This is a genomic window from Methylobacterium sp. 88A, assembly GCF_000376345.1.
Classification (GTDB): Bacteria; Pseudomonadota; Alphaproteobacteria; order Rhizobiales; family Beijerinckiaceae; genus Methylobacterium; species Methylobacterium bullatum.
The window spans coordinates 1,346,237-1,364,018 of the sequence record NZ_AQVT01000001.1 but is presented as its reverse complement, the minus strand read 5'-3'; the positions used below and the strand labels follow the sequence as shown (position 1 = coordinate 1,364,018).

The 17,782-nt window shown below is 68.7% G+C and carries 15 protein-coding genes, 1 pseudogene and 1 riboswitch; of the genes and pseudogenes, 12 read left to right on the top strand and 4 right to left on the bottom strand.

Annotated elements, in window-relative coordinates; all coding sequences use genetic code 11:
- Positions 1 to 148: 148 nt before the first annotated feature.
- From A3OM_RS0106560 to A3OM_RS0106545, 4 genes are read left to right on the top strand one after another with little or no spacing between them, the layout of a single operon-like run.
- Complete coding sequence (locus tag A3OM_RS0106560) at positions 149 to 1,288, top strand: PAS domain-containing sensor histidine kinase (protein WP_018042938.1); 1,140 nt, start codon at positions 149 to 151, stop codon at positions 1,286 to 1,288.
- The gene (locus tag A3OM_RS0106555) at positions 1,272 to 1,697 is read left to right on the top strand and encodes a response regulator (RefSeq protein ID WP_018042937.1); all 426 of its coding nucleotides are present in this window, start codon (positions 1,272 to 1,274) and stop codon (positions 1,695 to 1,697) included. The genes A3OM_RS0106560 and A3OM_RS0106555 overlap by 17 nt, the downstream gene beginning before the upstream one ends.
- A gap of 14 nt (positions 1,698 to 1,711) precedes the next feature.
- Positions 1,712 to 2,860 carry a hybrid sensor histidine kinase/response regulator gene (locus A3OM_RS0106550; protein WP_018042936.1) on the top strand — a complete coding sequence of 383 codons (1,149 nt, stop codon included), beginning with the start codon at positions 1,712 to 1,714 and terminating at the stop codon, positions 2,858 to 2,860.
- Positions 2,851 to 4,566: an HWE histidine kinase domain-containing protein gene (locus tag A3OM_RS0106545; protein WP_018042935.1), complete on the top strand. Its 1,716-nt coding sequence runs from the start codon at positions 2,851 to 2,853 to the stop codon at positions 4,564 to 4,566. Before A3OM_RS0106550 ends, A3OM_RS0106545 begins: the two co-directional genes overlap by 10 nt.
- 423 nt (positions 4,567 to 4,989) lie before the next feature.
- Here A3OM_RS0106545 and A3OM_RS0106535 read toward each other — a convergent pair whose 3' ends face one another.
- Positions 4,990 to 5,643, bottom strand: coding sequence for a 2,3-bisphosphoglycerate-dependent phosphoglycerate mutase (locus tag A3OM_RS0106535; RefSeq protein ID WP_018042933.1), 654 nt, complete (start codon positions 5,641 to 5,643; stop codon positions 4,990 to 4,992).
- Positions 5,644 to 5,659: 16 nt separating this feature from the next.
- Positions 5,660 to 6,265: a hypothetical protein gene (locus A3OM_RS0106530; protein ID WP_018042932.1), complete on the bottom strand. Its 606-nt coding sequence runs from the start codon at positions 6,263 to 6,265 to the stop codon at positions 5,660 to 5,662.
- Positions 6,266 to 6,388: 123 nt separating this feature from the next.
- A riboswitch (Fluoride riboswitch) is annotated at positions 6,389 to 6,467 on the top strand.
- Positions 6,468 to 6,490: 23 nt separating this feature from the next.
- On the opposite strand from A3OM_RS0106530, the gene A3OM_RS0106520 reads away from it, so the two are divergent.
- The 3 genes and pseudogenes from A3OM_RS0106520 to A3OM_RS23575 form a co-directional block, all read left to right on the top strand.
- Positions 6,491 to 7,885 (top strand): voltage-gated chloride channel family protein, encoded by a 1,395-nt coding sequence (locus A3OM_RS0106520; protein ID WP_018042930.1) that lies wholly within the window; start codon positions 6,491 to 6,493, stop codon positions 7,883 to 7,885.
- A 10-nt stretch (positions 7,886 to 7,895) separates the two neighbouring features.
- On the top strand, positions 7,896 to 8,297 hold the full coding sequence (locus A3OM_RS0106515; RefSeq protein ID WP_018042929.1) for a DUF190 domain-containing protein: 402 nt from the start codon (positions 7,896 to 7,898) through the stop codon (positions 8,295 to 8,297).
- Between the two features lie 136 nt (positions 8,298 to 8,433).
- Positions 8,434 to 9,072: pseudogene (locus A3OM_RS23575) on the top strand (Na+/H+ antiporter NhaA); the annotation flags it as partial.
- 176 nt (positions 9,073 to 9,248) lie between these two features.
- Here the strand turns inward: A3OM_RS23575 and A3OM_RS0106505 are convergent.
- Together A3OM_RS0106505 and A3OM_RS0106500 are read right to left on the bottom strand one after the other, a co-directional pair.
- The gene (locus A3OM_RS0106505) at positions 9,249 to 9,692 is read right to left on the bottom strand and encodes a hypothetical protein (protein ID WP_018042927.1); all 444 of its coding nucleotides are present in this window, start codon (positions 9,690 to 9,692) and stop codon (positions 9,249 to 9,251) included.
- 20 nt (positions 9,693 to 9,712) lie between these two features.
- Positions 9,713 to 10,357 carry a TetR/AcrR family transcriptional regulator gene (locus A3OM_RS0106500; protein WP_018042926.1) on the bottom strand — a complete coding sequence of 215 codons (645 nt, stop codon included), beginning with the start codon at positions 10,355 to 10,357 and terminating at the stop codon, positions 9,713 to 9,715.
- Positions 10,358 to 10,591: 234 nt separating this feature from the next.
- On the opposite strand from A3OM_RS0106500, the gene A3OM_RS0106495 reads away from it, so the two are divergent.
- The 5 genes from A3OM_RS0106495 to A3OM_RS0106475 all read left to right on the top strand — a co-directional run bounded on the left by A3OM_RS0106495 (position 10,592) and on the right by A3OM_RS0106475 (position 17,782).
- The gene (locus A3OM_RS0106495) at positions 10,592 to 11,668 is read left to right on the top strand and encodes an efflux RND transporter periplasmic adaptor subunit (RefSeq protein ID WP_043764499.1); all 1,077 of its coding nucleotides are present in this window, start codon (positions 10,592 to 10,594) and stop codon (positions 11,666 to 11,668) included.
- Positions 11,665 to 12,738 carry an efflux RND transporter periplasmic adaptor subunit gene (locus A3OM_RS0106490; protein WP_018042924.1) on the top strand — a complete coding sequence of 358 codons (1,074 nt, stop codon included), beginning with the start codon at positions 11,665 to 11,667 and terminating at the stop codon, positions 12,736 to 12,738. The genes A3OM_RS0106495 and A3OM_RS0106490 overlap by 4 nt, the downstream gene beginning before the upstream one ends.
- Positions 12,739 to 12,825: 87 nt before the next feature.
- Positions 12,826 to 15,921, top strand: a complete 3,096-nt coding sequence (locus A3OM_RS0106485; RefSeq protein WP_018042923.1) for an efflux RND transporter permease subunit — start codon at positions 12,826 to 12,828, stop codon at positions 15,919 to 15,921.
- On the top strand, positions 15,918 to 16,508 hold the full coding sequence (locus A3OM_RS24730; protein ID WP_018042922.1) for a TetR/AcrR family transcriptional regulator: 591 nt from the start codon (positions 15,918 to 15,920) through the stop codon (positions 16,506 to 16,508). Before A3OM_RS0106485 ends, A3OM_RS24730 begins: the two co-directional genes overlap by 4 nt.
- A gap of 65 nt (positions 16,509 to 16,573) precedes the next feature.
- Positions 16,574 to 17,782 (top strand): patatin-like phospholipase family protein, encoded by a 1,209-nt coding sequence (locus A3OM_RS0106475; protein WP_051074374.1) that lies wholly within the window; start codon positions 16,574 to 16,576, stop codon positions 17,780 to 17,782.

The window sequence follows — 17,782 nt, the reverse complement described above, 5'->3', positions numbered from 1 at the left end:
GCGGTCGTCGTGCGATGGGATCCTCCGGTGGATCCCTTGATGCGGATCACCGACGCGGGTGGACAAGGGCACCGAGGACGCGAAAAGACGTGCTCTACACGTTCGACCGCGAGCGGACGCCGGTGAGCCACCAAACAAGGGAAACGCCATGACAGACGCCGTGGCGCCGACGCCGACCGCTCCGGACGCGTCCGACTTCCGCAACCTCGCAGACACCCTGCCGCAGATGGCCTGGATCGCGGACGCGAATGGCGACATCTTCTGGTACAATCAGCGCTGGTACGACTACACGGGCACGACTATCGATTCCATGAAGGGATGGGGCTGGAAGGCCGTCCACCATCCCGATCACGTTGACCGGGTCGTCGAGCGGATCTCGCACGCCTTCAAGGCCGGCGAGCCGTGGAACGACACCTTCCCCCTCCGCAGCGCCACCGGCGAGTACCGCTGGTTCCTCTCGCTCGCCAACCCGTTTCGCGATGCGGAGGGGCGAGTCATCCGCTGGTACGGGACCAACACGGACATCACCGACCGCAAGCGCATGGAGGCACGTCTGGCCGGCAAGGCCCGCGACCTGCGCCGCACGAACGAGGAACTGGAGCAGTTCGCCTACGTCGCCTCGCACGACCTCAAGGCGCCGCTCCGCGGCATCGAGAACCTCGTCGGCTGGATCGAGGAGGACCTCGAAGGTGCCCTGACAGGCGACGTCCAAACCAACATGGAGCTCCTCAAGAGCCGGGTCCAGCGCCTGGAGAGCCTGCTGGACGACCTGCTGGCCTACTCAAGGGCCGGACGTGCCGACGTGGCCTTCACGCAGGTCGACACCAAGGCCCTCGTCGACGAACTCGCCGTGCTGGTGAGCCCACCCGACGGGTTCGAGATCGTCGCCGCCGACGACCTGCCGACGCTGAACGCGGCGAAGGCCCCGCTCACCCAGGCGCTCCAGAACCTGATCGGCAACGCGATCAAGCATCACGACCATCCGGGGGACGGTCGTGTCCGCGTCGATGCGCACCCGATGGGCGATATGGTAGAGTTCGTGGTCACGGACGACGGTGCCGGCATCCCGGAGCAGTTCCGCGAGCGCGTGTTCGGCATGTTCCAGACCCTGAGGCCCCGCGACGAGGTCGAGGGCAGCGGCATGGGTCTGGCCATCGTCAGGAAACTCGTCGAGCGCCAGGGTGGCAAGGTCTGGCTGAACGAAGGCCGGGAGGGGCGTGGCCTCTCGGTGCATTTCACGTGGCCGCGGGACGGCGCGAAGGGGGGGGCTGATGGGTTCGACGGTTAACCTGCTGCTGGTCGACGACGACGAGGTCGACGTTCAGGGGCTCAAGCGTGCCTTCAAGAAGAGCAAGATCGGTAACCCGATCACGGTCGCCCGCGACGGCATCGAGGCGCTGGAGTACCTGCGCGGCCAGAACGGCAAGGAGAAGCTCCCGAAGCCCCACCTGATCCTGCTCGATCTCAACATGCCGCGCATGAACGGCATCGAGTTCCTGGAGGAGATCCGGGCCGACGAGGACCTACGCACCGCCGTGGTGTTCATGATCACCACCTCGAAGGCGGACGAGGACCGCATGCGGGCCTACGGGCACAACGTGGCCGGCTACATCGTCAAGCGCGATCCGGCCAACACCTTCATGGAGGCGGTCTCCATGCTGGAGCACTTCTGGAAGGTGGTCGAGTTCCCGCAATAGCGCTCGGCAGACACGTGGAATCCCCCACCCGCATCCTGCTGATCGACGACGACGACGTCGACCGGACGTCCGTGCGCCGCGCCCTGAAGAAGTCGGGTTTGAAGCATGACCTGACCGAGGCGCCCGACGGCACGACCGGGCTGCGGCTGGCGCGGGAGGGCGCGTTCGATTGCATCCTGCTCGACTACCGCCTGCCGGACGTCGACACCTTCGACCTCCTCGCCTCGCTCCTCGCCCTCCCGGGCGAGGGTCACGCCGTGCTGATGCTGACCGGCGAGGCGGACGAGGACCTGGCATTCCGGCTGATGCGGGCCGGCGCCCTCGACTACCTCGCCAAGGCGGAGGCGACGCCGTCGAGCCTGGCTCGGGCGATCCGGTACGCTGAGGCGCGCCGCGGCTTCCAGGCGAAGCTCGACGAGGCTCGGCGCGAGGCCGAGGCGAAGTCGCTGGAGCTCGATACCCTCAACCGGCAGAAGACCCTGCTGTTCTCGATCATCGCCCACGACCTGCGCAACCCGTTCCAGTCGCTGCTCGGCCTGTCGGAGGTCCTGGGGAAGGCGGTGGCGACGCGGGACCACGCCTCCATCGAGCGTCGTGCCAAGGGCATCAACGACGCCGCCACGCAAGCCTACGCCCTGCTGGAGAGCCTGTTCTCCTGGGCGAGCCTGCAGATGGACACGATGGCGGTGACGATTACCGACGTCGCCCTCGGCACGGTGGGGGCGGAAGTGATGCAGGGCGCCGCCGAGGCGGCTGCCGACAAGGGTCTGACCCTGTCCATCGACTGCCGGGGGACCACGGTCCGCGCGCAGCGGGACATGCTGGCTACTGTCCTGCGCAACTTCGTGAGCAACGCGGTCAAGTTCACCCTGCCGGGCGGCACCATCACGGTCGCCGGCCAGCGGACCGGGAGCGGCATTGAGATCACGGTCTCTGATACCGGTGTCGGTATGCCCGCCGGAAAGGTGGCCGACCTGTTCCGGCTCGACCGGCGCAGCACGACGAACGGGACGGCGGGCGAGCGCGGGAGCGGGTTGGGGCTTCTGCTGTGCCGCGACCTCGTGGAGCGCCAAGGCGGCGAATTGACCGTCGTGAGTTCTCCCGACCAGGGCACCACCTTCCGCTTCACCCTTCCGGAAGCGGCCGGCGCCCCATGTCCCTGACGACCCGCATCCTGCTCCTCGTGCTGCTTGCCCTCGCGCCCGCATTGGCGATCCAGGGCTACAACGAGCACGCCTTGCGCACCTCGCGCGACGAGGTCGTGCGCGCCGATACGATGGCGACGGCCCGGACCGTCGCCGAGGACCTTTCGCAGGTCGCGGAGTCGGCCCGCCAAGCCCTCAACTTCCTGGCTCAGGACCCGGCGGTCCGGGCGATGGAGCCCTCGGGCTGCACCGAGTACCTCCGCCGGGCCGTGCGCGACAATCCGCAATTCGCGGTGTTCGCGCTGACCCGGTCGGACGGGACCGTCGTGTGCAACAGCCTCGGGTCCGCGCCCGGCTCCTACGCCGTACCCGACCGGGTCTACCAGCGTCGCGCCGTCGCCGAGGGCACGTTCGTGATGGGGACCTATGCTCGCGGCAATGCCTCCCGCAGGGACTCGCTGCACTTCGCCCAAGCGCTGCCCGACGCGGAGGGGCGCACGGTCGGCGTGCTCGCCGTCGCCGTCGACCTCGGGTGGCTCGACGGTTACCTTAGGCGCAACCTGAGACTTCCCAGCACGTCCGTGACGGTGGCGGACCAGGAAGGCATCATCCTGGTTCGCTATCCCGACGGGACTGGTTGGGTCGGAAAACCGGTGCCGCCGGATCGACAGCGCATCGTGATGAGTCGTGGCGAGGGTGTCCGCGTCGACTTCGGCATCGACGGACGCGAACGCATCCTCGCCAATGCCAAGCCCGGCGGCGCGGCGTCTTCGGCCTGGGTGACGGTCGGCCGCGACCGGCAGATTGCCTTCGCGGACGTGGACGCCGCCACCCGCAGGGGCGTGGTGCTGATCGCGCTGGGTGCGGTTCTGGCCGTCGCCGCCGCGTTCCTGGCGGGGCGCGCCTTCATCCGGCGCCCCTTCGACCGCCTGCTCCGGACGGCATCGAAATGGCAGGCCGGAGACCTCGCCGCCCGGACCGGGTTGGACGGCGCCGACGAGTTCGGCCGCCTCGGCAGCAAGCTCGACGCGATGGCCGGAAGCCTTCAACGCAACGAGGCCGACCTTCGCGACGAGGTCCGCAACGGTCGCGCGATGCAGGAGCGTCAGGTGACGATGCTGCACGAGTTGAACCATCGCGTGAAGAACACCCTCGCCACGGTCCAGGCCCTGGCACGGCAATCGACGCGCGGCGGCGAGGCGCCAGGCGAGCGGCTTGAGGCGCGCATCCTCGCCCTGTCGAAGACCCACGACCTCCTGACGCGGGACGACTGGTCGGGCGCCCCCTTGCGGGCGGTGTTGGAGAACGAGCTCGGTCCCTACCGGGGTGGCGACGCGACCTTCGTCGTGGACGGACCCGATGTGGACCTGCCGCCGCGCCACGTCCTCTCCCTCGGGATGACGTTGCACGAGCTCGTCACCAACGCCGCCAAGCACGGAGCCCTCTCGGTGCCGGACGGCGAGATCCGCGTGACCTGGCGCGTGGTCAGGACCGAAGGCGGTGCGAGGCGATTGCGGCTGGACTGGGTTGAGGACGGGGGTCCGGCGTCGCCGCCGCCAACGAGGCGCGGTTTCGGCACCCGGCTCATCGCGGTGAGCATCGAGCGGGAGCTCGACGGAAAGCTCGCCCTCGACTTCGCGTCCGAAGGCTTGCGCTGCTCCGTCGACGTGCCGCTCCCGGCCCCGACGGTGGCCACTATGAGCCCGTTCACTCCGCTGCAGTAGGGTCGCGCGTGCGAGACGCCCGTGGCGCTCAGAGCAGGCCCATGGCGAGCCTATGCAGGAGGTCGTCGAGCCACGCCTTCTGATGGTTCCCCCTCAACGCCAGGCCGGGACGATGTCCGATGTCGGCCAGGAGCCCCCCAAGGCTCATGAGTAATCCCGCTTCCAGGGTGTTGTAACCACCGGGCCTTCTCTGGTCTGACCGCCCTCGAAGTAGAGACCTTCGGGATGATCGGACGTGAAGGTTCGTTGAAGGCGCGAGGCTGCCTTGCGCCGCTCTCAAAGCCAGCGTCAGCTTTTCTATCTTTTAAATCCTAAACCGGACGGGCAGAAATCCACCCGACCCGGCCGTGGAGCAGGCGGTCAGTACCCGACCCAATTTCGCCGCTCAAGGTAACGCGCGCTGGACCCGGAAGCAGTCGTCCGCTAGCCGATCAGCCAGCGCGAAACGATGGCCGTGTCGAGCCCGAACCCGTAGATCCGAATTGATCCGGTCGCGAGTTTGAGAGATTCGATCGCGTTCGGCCCTAATCCTTCGAGGGCCATCACCAGGGCCCGCAACGAGTTGCCGTGGGCGACGACCAGCGTCGGACCCCGCATCGTCGCCGGCTGGATATGCCTCAGGTAAAAGGGCACCACCCGGGCAACGGTGTCGCGGAGGCTCTCGCCCCCGGGCGGAGTACCCGCATAGGAGCGCCTCCAGCCCTCGATCCGTTCCGGCCCGAAACGCAGGGCGGCGGTCGCCTTGTCGAGCCCGCTCATGTCGCCGTAATCGCGCTCGTCCAGGGCTGCGGTGCGGTCGGGGACCAGCGCGGGCTGACCGAGGGCATCGAGCGCCAGGCGCGCGGTGTCGATGGCCCTCGACAGGGTCGAGGTGAATGCCGCGTCGAACCGGAAGCCCTCCCGTCCGAGGCGCGATCCGGCCGCCTCGGCTTCCCGTCGCTCCCTCTCGGTCAGGGGCGCGTCGATCATCCCCGTGAACAGGCCTTCGGCGTTCGCCCGGCTCTCGCCGTGCCTGACCAGAACCAGCTGTCGGATCGGTGGATGTTCGACCGAGGCGACCACGGAGGCTTGCGTCAATGTCTCGCTCGACCGCTTAGGATTGCATGATGGCAAGCGACGTGAAGTAGGCGCCGTAACCCAGCACCATGACGGCGGCGACACCGTCGAGGACGTAGGGCGTCACGTTCCGGTAGACCCCGGTCCCGCCAAGGACGAGCCCCGCTCCGACGACGACGGCCAGGCCGAGACCGACGCCGAGCGTTGCGGTCCCCGCGCCTTCGCGTAGCGTCACGCCGAGCCAGACCACGAGGATCTCCAACCCCTCGGCGACGAGGGCCCATGCCGCGACGCCGAGGCCCGCCGCGTTCAGGGGGCGGTTCCAGTGCCCATCCACCGACGCGGCCGCATCTCCCGCGCGCCGTTTCGAATACCCGTCGACGAACTCGTAGGCGAGGTAGAGGCCGAAGCCGAGAAGCAGGACCGCCGAGATCCAATCGATCACGTTCAGCGCCAGAAGGTAGGCCGCCGAGCGAAGGGCGACCGCGAGCGCGGCAACGGCGAGCGCGCCGACGACGGAGCCGGCAAGGATGCTCCGCCATCCGAACCGGTAGGCGCCGGTCAGCATCACCGAGGCGGCGATGAAGAGTTCGGTGAAGGTCACCTGGAAGGTGATCAGGGCACCGAGCCACGAGATGGTCATGAATGGGTCCCCGGGGTTGGCTCGCCCGCTCCTATCACCGCTGGCCGACCCGTTCGCGGATTTCGTGGCGCCCGACCTCCATCGATCCCCCGGGATTGACCGCCTTGAGGCAATCGCGAATAAGCCCAGCACGGTAATGGTGTCTGCCGGGCTTTGAGCCGAACCGCCGATCCCTGATGCGGCTGATGACTCCTACTTTTCGCGCTTTTGCGAACTGGAGGAGTCATGCGCGCGTCGTTCCGGAACCTTTTCCACGACCTCGATCTAGCCGGCTTCCTGCGGACACGCCGGTCGCACGCCATCTCGGTGGCGCGCTGGTCGGTCATCCTGTTGCCGATGGCCGTTGCCGTGGGCACCCTATGCGCCGCCTTCCTGTGGAGCCTCGACGCGGCCACCGAGGCGCGCTTCGACCATCCCTGGCTGCTGTTCCTGCTTCCCGTCGGCGGTTTCGCCGTGGGTCTTCTCTATCTTCTGTTCGGGAAGAGCGTGGAGGCCGGCAACAACCTCATCGTCGAGGAGATCCACGATCCGGACGGCGGCGTGCCGCTCCGGATGGCGCCGCTGATCTTTCTCGGCACCATCGTCACGCACCTGTTCGGTGGGTCGGCCGGGCGCGAGGGCACTGCGGTGCAGATGGGCGGAAGCCTCGCCAGCGGCTTTGGCAAGCTCTTCGGGGTGGATGCGGCCGGGGTCCGGGTCCTCCTGATGGCGGGCATCGCCGCCGGCTTCGGTGCGGTCTTCGGCACCCCCATCGCCGGTGCGGTGTTCGCGCTGGAGGTGCTCGCGGTCGGTCGCGTCGAGTATGCCGCCCTGGTACCCTGCCTCCTCGCCGCGGTGGTCGGCGACTGGACCTGCCAAGCCTGGGGCATCCACCACGGATTCTACCACGTCGACTTCCTCGCCGGCGGCGCGAAGGCCCTGACCGTCGATCCACTGCTTCTCGCCAAGGTCGCCGTCGCCGGCGTCGCGTTCGGCCTCGTCGGTTTGCTGTTCGCGGAGGCCAACCACCTCCTCGGCGGGTGGCTCAAGCGCTTGGTCCCGTACGGACCGCTTCGCCCGGTGATCGGCGGTCTGGCCGTGATCGGCCTCGTCTACGCCCTCGGGACGCGCGACTACCTCGGGCTCGGCGTCTCGGCGGCCGACCCCGGCGGGATGACCATCAACACCTTCTTCGGTCCGGACGTGCACCCCTGGAGCTGGGCCCTCAAGATCTTGTTCACGGTCGTGACCTTGAGCGCGGGGTTCAAGGGCGGCGAGGTCACCCCCCTGTTCTTCATCGGGGCCGCGCTCGGCAACGCCCTGGCCGGATTGCTCGGCGCGCCGGTGGACCTGTTCGCGGCGCTGGGGTTCGTCGCGGTCTTCGCGGGCGCCGCTAACACGCCGCTCGCCTGCACGCTGATGGGCATCGAGCTCTTCGGCGCGACGCACGGGGTCTACCTCGCGGTGGCCTGCTTCCTCGCGTACCTCTGCTCGGGCCACAACGGCATCTACCTGTCGCAGCGCATCGCCGTCCCGAAGGCGGCGACAGGCATCGCCGGCGGCGCGACCTTGCGCGAGGCGCGGTCGGGGCGCGCGCCGGCCGTCGGGCCCCGGCCCGCCCCCTCGTCCACCGTCCACTGAAGGAGCCGACATGAACGCTTCGCATCGCGTCGTCGCGACCGAGACCGGCATGATCCGGATCTACATGAGGCCCCGGGACCGGGCGGGCACCGGTCGGACCGGATGGTTTTCCGGCGGCAGGCCGCTCTATCGGGAGCTCGTCGCCCAGGCCAAGGCGGAGGGCCTCATGAACGCCGTCGCCCACCAGTCCCACCACGGCTACAGCAACCATGGGCCGATCCAGGACGATGGGGCCGAGTCGCTCAACCCCGAGCTGACCATGTGCGTCGAGCTGATCGGTACCCGCGAGCAGCTCGAAGGCTTCTGCGGCCGGCACGGTGCCCAACTCGCGAACAAGGTCATCGTCTACAAGCACCTTGAGCACTGGAGCGTCAGCCATGTCGGCGTCGGCGCGGCGGGGCGGGCTGCCTGACCTGGACCGTCCCGGGCCGTTCCAGGCATCGGAGCGCCGGATAGGCCAACGGATGCGATAGCCGGCCATGGGTGCGCGGTCCGACCTTCGGACCGGCAGGCTTCAGCGCTGGTCGGACCGCCAGCGCGGGAGACCTATGCCCTTGCCGCTTCGCCCGATCTCCGCCCTGCGTAACGTCCTCCAGGGGGAGGCATCCGACGGCCTGATCCTGATGGCGAGCGCCGCCCTGGCGCTCGCCATCGCGAACTCCGGCTGGTCGGACGCCCACTTCCCAGTCCTCAAGACATACGTCGGCGGCCTCAGCGTCCTGCACTGGGTCAACGATGGTCTGATGGCGGCGTTCTTCCTGCTCGTCGGCCTGGAGATCAAGCGGGAGGTCCTTGATGGGCGCCTGCTGACCTGGCCGGACCGAGTGCTGCCTGGCGTCCCGGCGCTTGGCGGCAGGGTCGCTCCGGCGCTGATCTACGTCGCGGTGAACCGGCACTCGCCCGAGACCCTGCGCGGCTGGGCGATCCCGACCGCGACCGACATTAACTTCGCCCTCGGGGTGCTGGCCCTGCTCGGATCGCGGGTGTCCGTGTCGCTCAAGATCTTCCTGACCGCGCTCGCCATCATCGACGACCTCGGGGCGGTACTCATCATCGCAGCCTTCTACACCGCGGACCTGTCGCTTCCGATGCTCGCCGGGGCGGCGGCCGTGTTCGCGGTCCTGTTCGGCATGAACAAGGCGGGGGTGAGCCGGCTGACGCCCTACCTCGTCCTCGGCGCCGTGCTGTCTTATCCCCCCCCCCTGCTGCATCCGGACCATCAAGCATGGCTGCCAATAAATTATTGAATACCGAATTTACCGGAAAATAAGTGCCCTATCGATTATAAAACTCGGATGTGTATTTTTGTGACCGTTCCCTATCGGATCTATTGTGGTGCGTGCCACTGCGTTTCGGGGGCGTTCTAGATACGGAGAACTTCGAGTTCCCGTCTGCAGGTCTCGCCGAAGTCGGCGAGGGGGTCCGCGTCCTTCCCCTGTCTGATCCTGTCCTGGATCTCGGCGAAGGTCAGGTTCGGCGAGGCATAGATGGCGACCACCTGTGAAAGCAGCCGCTCGGCCGCCTCGATCACCGGGCGCGTCGACCTCAGGCGCATGCGGCCGATGAGGGCGAACATGCCGACGACCACCTCCGGGCCCTCTGGGTCGTGGGTGATCGCGTCGGCCAGACACTTCGACGCCTCGGCGATGAACTCGTCGTAGAGCGCCTCGCGCTTCCCCGCCTCCTGCACCTGCCATTGCGCCTTGCGCGCGCCGTTCTGGGTCAGCCACGTCGTCACCAACGACGAGGCCGCGCCCACGAGGGAGCCGGCCAGGCCGGTGGCGGCCGTAAGGACCGCGATTTCCATGACGTCCTCCTGATCGAATCTCAGCGACCTTCGCCTGCGCGACCCACGACGAGGGTCCGTTCAAGCATGTCGAGGTGGGCGTCGAAGTAGGCGGCCATATCCATGGGGTAGGCATCCCCGAACTGCGTGCGCCAGATCGAGGCGGACACGGCCGCTGCCATCATCAGGTTCGGGAACTCGCTAGCGGCGACAGGCCGGAATTCGCCGCGTTCCACACCGTAGGCGAGGACGGCGGCCAACCGGGCGTTCACCGGCCCGATGACCTCGTCGTGCCACCGCACAGCCAGTTCCGGAAAGCGTGTCCCGTCGGCTAGCAGCAGCCGGAGCAACTCCCGGCCGCGTCGGTCATGGACCAGGGCGTCGTAGACGAACCGGAAGTAGGCCCGGAGGATCTCCATCGCCGGGCCCTTCGGATTGGTCGCCAAGCTGGCGAGTAGGTCGAGGGTGGGCTGCACCATTTCCTTGAAGGTGGCGACGAAAAGATCCTCCTTGCTCGGGAAGTAGAGGTAGACCGTGCCCTTCGTGATCCCGGCGCGCAGGGCCACGTCGTCGACCCGCGTCCCGGCGAAGCCCTTTAGGGCGAACTCCTCGAACGCCGCCTCCAGGATCTCGCCCGGTCGCGCTTCCTTGCGTCTTTGCCTGGGTCCGACCGCCACCTTGCTCATTGCATTCCTTGTTGACTGACTGGTTAGTTATTAGTAGATCATGGGCATCCCGGCAAGCGCGTCGCCGTCATGGCCGTATCGCCGCCCCGGGAAAACCTTTTCGCCCCATCCCGGGGCACCGGAATGGCCGTCGCCCCCTCCTCAGGTTCGACGGCCAAGAAGGAGCGGCTGCTCCGCCCCCTCGCAGCCGCTCCTTCGCCTCCCATCCACGCGGGTGACACGGAGCCCGATCCCATGATGACCCGCCTGACGCTTGTTTCGGTCGCGCTGCTCGCCGCCGCCGATGCGGTTGCGGCCGACGGTCGGCCTACGACCGAGGCGGTCTCCGTGAAGACGGTCACCGCGATCCGCACCCCGGTCTCGGAGGACGTGGTGCTGAGCGGGGACATCCAGGCGAAGTATCTATCCAACGTCTCCTTCCGCGTGACCGGCAAGATCGCGGAGCGCCTTGCCGAGGTCGGGGACCACGTCCAGGCCAATCAGGTCATCGCGAGGCTGGAGCCGCAGGAGCAACAGGTCAACGTCGACACCGCCCAGGCCGCGCTGAACTCCGCCGAGGCGCTCCTCACACAGGCCAAGGTGAACTTCGAGCGCCAGCAGACCCTGATGAGGAGCGGCTACACCACCCGCACCACCTACGACGGGGCGGAGCAGCAGCTTCGAACGACGCAGGCGTCGGTCGATTCGGCCCGGGCGGCCCTCGGGACGGCCAAGGAGCAGTTCACCTACACCGAGCTTCGAACCGGCGTGGCCGGCATCATCACCGCCCGCAGCGCGGAGGCGGGCCAGGTGGTCTCCTCGGGCCAGACCGTGTTCACGCTGGCGCAGGACGGGAGTCGCGACGCCGTCTTCACGGTCCCGACGATCCTGCTGGAGCCGCCCCCTGAGAGCCGGAAGGTCGACGTCTCGCTCCAGGCCGACCCGCGCGTGACCACCGTCGGGACCGTGCGGGAGATCTCCCCCACCGTGGACACGAACTCCGGCGGCGTCCGTGTGAAGATCGGTCTCGACACGGTGCCGGCCGGGATGTCGCTGGGGGCGGTGGTCCTCGGACGTGCCCGCCTGCGCCCGCGGGATGCGGTGACCCTGCCGTGGAGCTCGCTCTTCCGTTGGAAGGACGCGTCGGCGGTCTGGGTCCTCGACCCGGGAACGGGGAGCGTGTCGCCCAAGCCCGTCGAGATCGACCGCTACGAAGGCTCGGGCATCGTCCTCGCCGGTGGCGTCGAGCCTGGCGAGGAGGTCGTCACCGCCGGCATCCAGTTCCTGTCACCGGGCCGAAAGGTCACCGTCGCCGGAAAGGGCACGCCGTGAGCCGCCTCGTCCTCCCCATCGCCGTCCTCGTCGTCCTTTCGGGCTGCAAGGAGCAGAAGGCCGAGGCCCCGCCGCCGGTCCGCCCGGTCCTGACGACGACCGTGGCACTGGAGGAAGCCCGGATATTCGGCCCCTTCGCGGGCACGGTCCAGCCACGCTACGAGAGCCAACTCGGCTTCCGGATCGGCGGTCGCATCGTCGCCCGCGACGCCTTCGTCGGCGACCAGGTCGCCAAGGGCACGCGGCTCGCCGCCCTCGATCCCACCGTGCAGCAATTCGCCCTGGTGCGGGCCCGCGCCGACTTGGCCGATGCCCAGGCGCAGGTGAAGAACGCCTCGGCCGCCGAGGGGCGGCAACGCATCCTGTTCGAGAACAACAGCGCCGTGACGCAGGCCCAGCTCGACGGGGCGGTGGCCAATCGCGACACCGCCGACGCCCGGCTGGCCCAGGCCAAGGCCGCCCTGCAGAAGGCCACGGACGAGCTCGGCTACGCCACGCTCACCGCGGGCTTCGACGGCGTCGTCACGGCGTGGAGCGCCGAGGTCGGGCAGGTGGTCCCGCCGGGGCAGGTGGTGGTCACGATGGCGCGTCCCGACGTGCGTGAGGCCGTGGTCGACATCCCGGACGATCTGATCGACGAATTGCCGAAGGACATCGAGTTCACCGTCCGGCTTCAGGAGGTGCCCGAGGTCACCGCCTGGGCCCGCGTGCGCGAGATCGGTCCCCTGGCCGAAGCCTCGACCCGGACGCGACGCGTGCGCATGTCCCTGATCGATCCGCCCGACGGTTTCCGCCTCGGCAATACCGTCACGGTCGCGTTCGAGCGCCCGGTCTCCCCGCGCTTCCCCGTGCCGTCGACGGCCCTCGTCGAGGACGACGGCCATGCCGCGGTCTGGGTCGTCGCCCCGGATGGCAGGACCATCAACCGCCGCGAGGTCACGATCCTGGAACGCGAGGAGGGTCGCGCCTTCGTCGGCACCGGTCTCAAGGCCGGCGAGAAGGTCGCCGTCGCCGGCGTCCACGGCTTCGCCGAGGGCCAGGCGGTCCGGCTTCCCGAGACCGGCCTCTAGGCCCGATCCGCCTCGCCCTTCCCCTTCAATCGCCCTTTCCGTTCACCCGCGGGTCCCGGACCTGTCGCGCCTCGCGAGGATGCGCCGATGAAATCCTTCAACATCTCGGAATGGGCGCTGTCCCACCGGTCCTTCATCTGGTTCCTCATGGCCATCGCCCTGTTGGCCGGGGCCATGGCCTACACCAAGCTCGGGCGCGAGGAGGACCCGGCCTTCGCGATCAAGACCATGGTCGTCCAGGCCCGCTGGCCGGGCGCCACCATCGACGAGACGCTCCAACAGGTCACCGAGCGCATCGAGAAGGAGGTCAAGCAGATCAACGCGGTCGATTACACGAAGAGCTACACGACCCCGGGCCAGACCACGGTGTTCGTGAACCTTCGCGAGACCACGCCCCCCAAGACCATCCCGTGGCTGTTCTACCAGGTGCGCAAGCGCCTCGGCGACATCCAGGGCACGTTCCCGCAGGGCGTCCAGCCGCTGGGCTACAACGACGAGTTCGGCGACGTGTTCGGCAACATCTACGCCTTCACGTCGGACGGCCTCTCGATGCGTCAGCTCCGCGACTACGTCGAGCAGGTGCGCACCGGCGTCCTGGCCGTGGAGAACGTCGGCAAGACCCAGGTCCTGGGCGCGCGCGACGAGGTGATCTACCTCGACTTCTCGGTGCGCAAGCTCGCCGCGCTCGGCATCGACATGCAGAGCGTCATCAACACCCTCCAGGCCCAGAACGCCGTCCAGCCCTCGGGCGTGATCCAGGCCGGTCCCGAGCAGATCAGCGTACGCGTCGGCGGGCAGTTCACGGACGAGAACAGCCTGAGGGCCATCAACCTTCGGATCAACGACCGCTTCTTCCGGCTTTCGGACGTGGCCGAGATCTCCCGCGGCTTCACCGATCCGCCCGAGGCGCTGTTCCGCTACGACGGACAGCCTGCCATCGGGCTCGCCGTCGCCATGCAGGCCAGCGCCAACCTCCTGCATTTCGGCGAGGCGTTGAAGGAGAAGATGCGGGAGCTCGAAGCCGACCTGCCCGCCGGGGTCGGCATCCATCTCGTCTCCGACCAGCCCAAGATCGTGGAGGAGGCCGTGGGCGGCTTCGTCCAGGCCCTGATCGAGGCGGTGGTGATCGTGCTGGCGGTGAGCTTCATCAGCCTGGGATGGCGCGCCGGCCTCGTCGTCTCGCTCTCCATCCCGCTGGTCCTGGCCATCACCTTCGTGATCATGGACGCCATGGGGGTGACGCTCCAGCGCATCTCGCTCGGCGCCCTCATCATCGCGCTCGGCCTCCTCGTCGACGACGCCATGATCTCCGTCGAGATGATGGTCGCGCGCCTGGAGGTCGGCGACAGCCTGCAGAAGGCCGCCGTCTTCGCCTACACCTCCACCGCCTTCCCGATGCTGACGGGCACGCTCGTGACCGTAGCCGGCTTCATCCCCATCGGCTTCAACGGCTCGTCGGCGGGCGAGTACACCTACTCGCTCTTCGTCGTCATCGCGGTCTCGCTCCTCGTCTCATGGGTGGTGGCCGTGGCGTTCACCCCCCTGATCGGGGTCAAGATCCTGCCGAAGACGATCAAGGGCCACCACGACAAGCCGAGCCGTACGCTCTCTGCCTTCCGCGCCCTGCTCCTGCCCGCCATGCGCCATCGCTGGCTGACCGTGACGGTCTGCGTCGCGCTGCTCGGGGCCTCCGTCTACGGCCTCGGCTTCGTGCAGCAGCAGTTCTTCCCGTCCTCGGATCGGCCCGAGGTCCTCGTCGACATGACGTTGCCGCAGAGTGCCAGCATCGGCGAGACGCAGGCCCAGATGGACCGCTTCGAGAGCGTGCTGAAGGGCGATCCCGAGATCCGGCACTGGACCTCCTACGTCGGACAGGGCGCCGTCCGCTTCTACCTTCCGCTGGACCAGCAACTCGCCAACGCCTTCTTCGGCCAGATCGTCATCGAGACGGCCTCCCTGGAAGCGCGCGGCCGCACCATCGCGCGCCTGAGCGAGGTCGCGAAGCGGGACTTCGTCGGCACCGACGTCTTCGTGCATCCGCTGGACATCGGGCCGCCGGTCGGACGCCCGATCCAGTACCGGATCGGCGGCCCCGACCTGCAGGTGGTGCGCCAGTCGGCGATGACGCTGTCGAACATCATCGCCGCGAATGCCAGCCTGTCCGTCCCGACCCTCGACTGGAACGAGCCCGGCAAGGTGCTCAAGGTCGAGATCCTGCAGGACAAGGCGCGCCAGCTCGGCATCACCTCGAAGGACATCGCCACCATCCTCAACGGGGTCGTGGGCGGCGGCAGCATCACCCAGGTCCGGGACTCGATCTATCTCGTGAACGTGGTCAGCCGCGCCCAGGCCGCCGAGCGGCACTCCATCGACACCCTGAAGAGCCTCCAGGTCCCGCTCCCCAACGGCAGCACCGTCTCCCTGCTGGCCTTCGCCAAGATCCGCTACGACCTGGAGCAACCCATCGTCTGGCGGCGCGACCGGCTCCCCACCATCACCGTCAAGGCCACCATCAAGGACGCCACGCAGGCGGCCACGGTCGTGGCCGCCCTGAAGCCCGAGATCGAGGCGTTCCGGAAGACGCTTCCCGCGGGCTACGTCCTCGCGACGGGTGGCGAGGTCGAGGAGAGCGGGAAGGGTGCCGGTCCCATCGCGGCCGTGGCGCCCGTGATGCTCCTCGCCATGGCCTTCTTCCTCATGGTGCAGCTGCAGAGCATCCAGAAGCTCTTCCTGGTGGTCAGCGTCGCGCCCCTCGGCCTCATCGGCGTCGTGGCGGCCCTCCTGCCCTCGGGGGCGCCGCTCGGCTTCGTCGCGATCCTCGGCGTGCTGGCCCTCATCGGCATCATCATCCGCAACTCGGTGATCATGGTCGCCCAGATCGAGGATTACGAGGCCACGGGCATGCCGAGGTGGGACGCGGTGGTCGAGGCGACCTGCCATCGCATGCGGCCCATCCTCCTCACAGCCGCCGCCGCCAGCCTCGCGATGATCCCCATCGCCCGCGAGATCTTCTGGGGGCCGATGGCCTATGCCATGATCGGCGGCATCATCGCCGGCACCTTCCTGACCCTGTTCTTCCTGCCCGCCCTGTATGTCGGCTGGTACCGGATCAAGCCCGGTCGGGGCGAAGGAAAGGCGGCGACCGCCGCGGACCCGCATGGCCACAGTCAGCTGCCGGCGTGATCCTCGCGGCCCACGATCCGATGGGATCGGCCACGCCGCCGGCATCGCCGATCCGCGGCCGGAGGGGCTCTGACCGCAAGGAGCGGCTCCTCCGGGCCGCTTGCCGCGTGCTCCTGCGCCATGGCGTCCAGGCGCTGACGTTGGAGGCCGTCGCGCGGGAGGCGCGCACCAGCAAGGGCGGGCTCCTCCATCACTTCCCCAGCAAGGCGAGGCTGCGGGCCTCGTTGCTCGACGACCAGATCGACCGGCTCCAGCGGGACCTGCTCCGTCTCGTGGCGGCCGATCCCGACCCGCGCGGGCGTCGTCTGAGGGCCTACGTCCAGGCCCTCGTCGCGCCGGACCCTGCCTGCGACCGGTCCCTCATCCTGGCGGCGCTGCTGTCCGACCCGGAGGCGCTCCACAAGTGGCAGGGCTTCTCCGACGCATGGCTGGGCCCGGACCTGAACGGCATCGACCCGGGCCGTGCCGACGCCGTGCGGGCTCTCGTCGAGGGCTCCTGGCTCGCCCTCGCCCTCGGGCTGGGACCGGCCGACCCGGCCAGGCGGGCCGCGGCCCTGAAGGACCTTCTGCGCCTCGCCCAAGCCTGAGCCGGCCGAGCGCGCGCGTGACCGACCCTCGGTCGAGGGCAAGCGAGAGGCTTACGATGAAGACCATGCCATTCGCAGGCCGGATACGGGCCGTCCTCGCGGCGTCCGCCCTGTCGAGCCTCGGGGCCTGCGCCTCGCTTCCGCGGACGCCCTACACCGCGAGCGAATCCGCTGCGGCCGAAGTGGCGGGGATTCCCGGCGCCCGGATCTTCGCCGACGTCCCCCTGGATCGGTACGCCACCTTCATGGGGACCCGGCCGCCGCGTTCGAGGCTGTTCACATACCTGGCGCTGTCGGGCGGCGGCGGCGACGGCGCTTACGGGGCCGGGGTTCTCAACGGCTGGTCGGCGGCGGGAACGCGGCCTGAGTTCTCCCTCGTCTCGGGCGTCAGCACCGGGGCGCTGATCGCGCCGTTCGCCTTCCTGGGCGCGGCCTACGACCCGGTCCTCACCGAGATCTATACGAGCGGCGTCGCGTCCTCGCTCGTCGCCAATCCCAGCCTCGCCAACGTGGTCTTCGGATCGGGGTTGTTCGGGGACCAGCGCCTTCGCGACCTCGTCGGGCGATACGTCACCACCGACCTGCTGGCGGCGGTGGCAAGCGAGCACGCGAAGGGTCGACGGCTCCTGGTCATGACCACGAACCTCGACGCCAAGCGGGCCATGGTCTGGAACATGGGCACCATCGCCGCGAGCGGCGCCCCGAACGCCGCCGCCCTGTTCCGTGACGTGCTCACGGCGTCGGCCAGCGTGCCGGCGGTGTTCCGGCCGCAGCTTCTCGACGTGCAGGCCGAGGGACGCGTCCACCAGGAACTCCACGTCGACGGCGCCGTGGTCGCGCCGGTCTTCATCCTGCCCCAGGCGGCGCTCGTCGGTGACAGGATCCGTGGCGCCCCGGGGAAGGCCGACTTCTACGTGCTCATGAACGGGCGGATCGATCCCGAGTTCGAGATCGTGCGGGCCGAGACCCTTCCCATCGTCCAGCAGACCCTCGCCACCGGGGCGCAGGCACGTAGCTCGGCGAGCCTGGCGGCGGCCTACGCCTTTGCTGCGAGCCACCGGGCAGGGTTCCACCTCGCCTACATCGACGGGGCCGCTCCCAGGCCGACGACGGTGAACGGCTTCGAGGTCTCGTACATGCGAAGCCTCTACTTGGCCGGCTTCGGGAAGGCGCGATCCGGGACCGCCTGGCGCAGCACGGTTCCGCTGACCGCGCCCGGCGACGTTGCAAGCTCGGTCGGAGCGCCTCGGCGAGGCCCGGGATCCGAGTTCTGA

Coding starts and splice junctions, on each gene's coding strand:
- A3OM_RS0106475 (WP_051074374.1), top strand. CDS start 16,574: ATGCCATTCGCAGGCCGGATACGGGCCGTCCTCGCGGCGTCCGCCCTG.
- A3OM_RS0106485 (WP_018042923.1), top strand. CDS start 12,826: ATGAAATCCTTCAACATCTCGGAATGGGCGCTGTCCCACCGGTCCTTC.
- A3OM_RS0106505 (WP_018042927.1), bottom strand. CDS start 9,692: ATGGAAATCGCGGTCCTTACGGCCGCCACCGGCCTGGCCGGCTCCCTC.
- A3OM_RS0106545 (WP_018042935.1), top strand. CDS start 2,851: ATGTCCCTGACGACCCGCATCCTGCTCCTCGTGCTGCTTGCCCTCGCG.
- A3OM_RS0106500 (WP_018042926.1), bottom strand. CDS start 10,357: ATGAGCAAGGTGGCGGTCGGACCCAGGCAAAGACGCAAGGAAGCGCGA.
- A3OM_RS0106495 (WP_043764499.1), top strand. CDS start 10,592: ATGATGACCCGCCTGACGCTTGTTTCGGTCGCGCTGCTCGCCGCCGCC.
- A3OM_RS0106560 (WP_018042938.1), top strand. CDS start 149: ATGACAGACGCCGTGGCGCCGACGCCGACCGCTCCGGACGCGTCCGAC.
- A3OM_RS0106515 (WP_018042929.1), top strand. CDS start 7,896: ATGAACGCTTCGCATCGCGTCGTCGCGACCGAGACCGGCATGATCCGG.
- A3OM_RS0106520 (WP_018042930.1), top strand. CDS start 6,491: ATGCGCGCGTCGTTCCGGAACCTTTTCCACGACCTCGATCTAGCCGGC.
- A3OM_RS0106555 (WP_018042937.1), top strand. CDS start 1,272: ATGGGTTCGACGGTTAACCTGCTGCTGGTCGACGACGACGAGGTCGAC.
- A3OM_RS0106530 (WP_018042932.1), bottom strand. CDS start 6,265: ATGACCATCTCGTGGCTCGGTGCCCTGATCACCTTCCAGGTGACCTTC.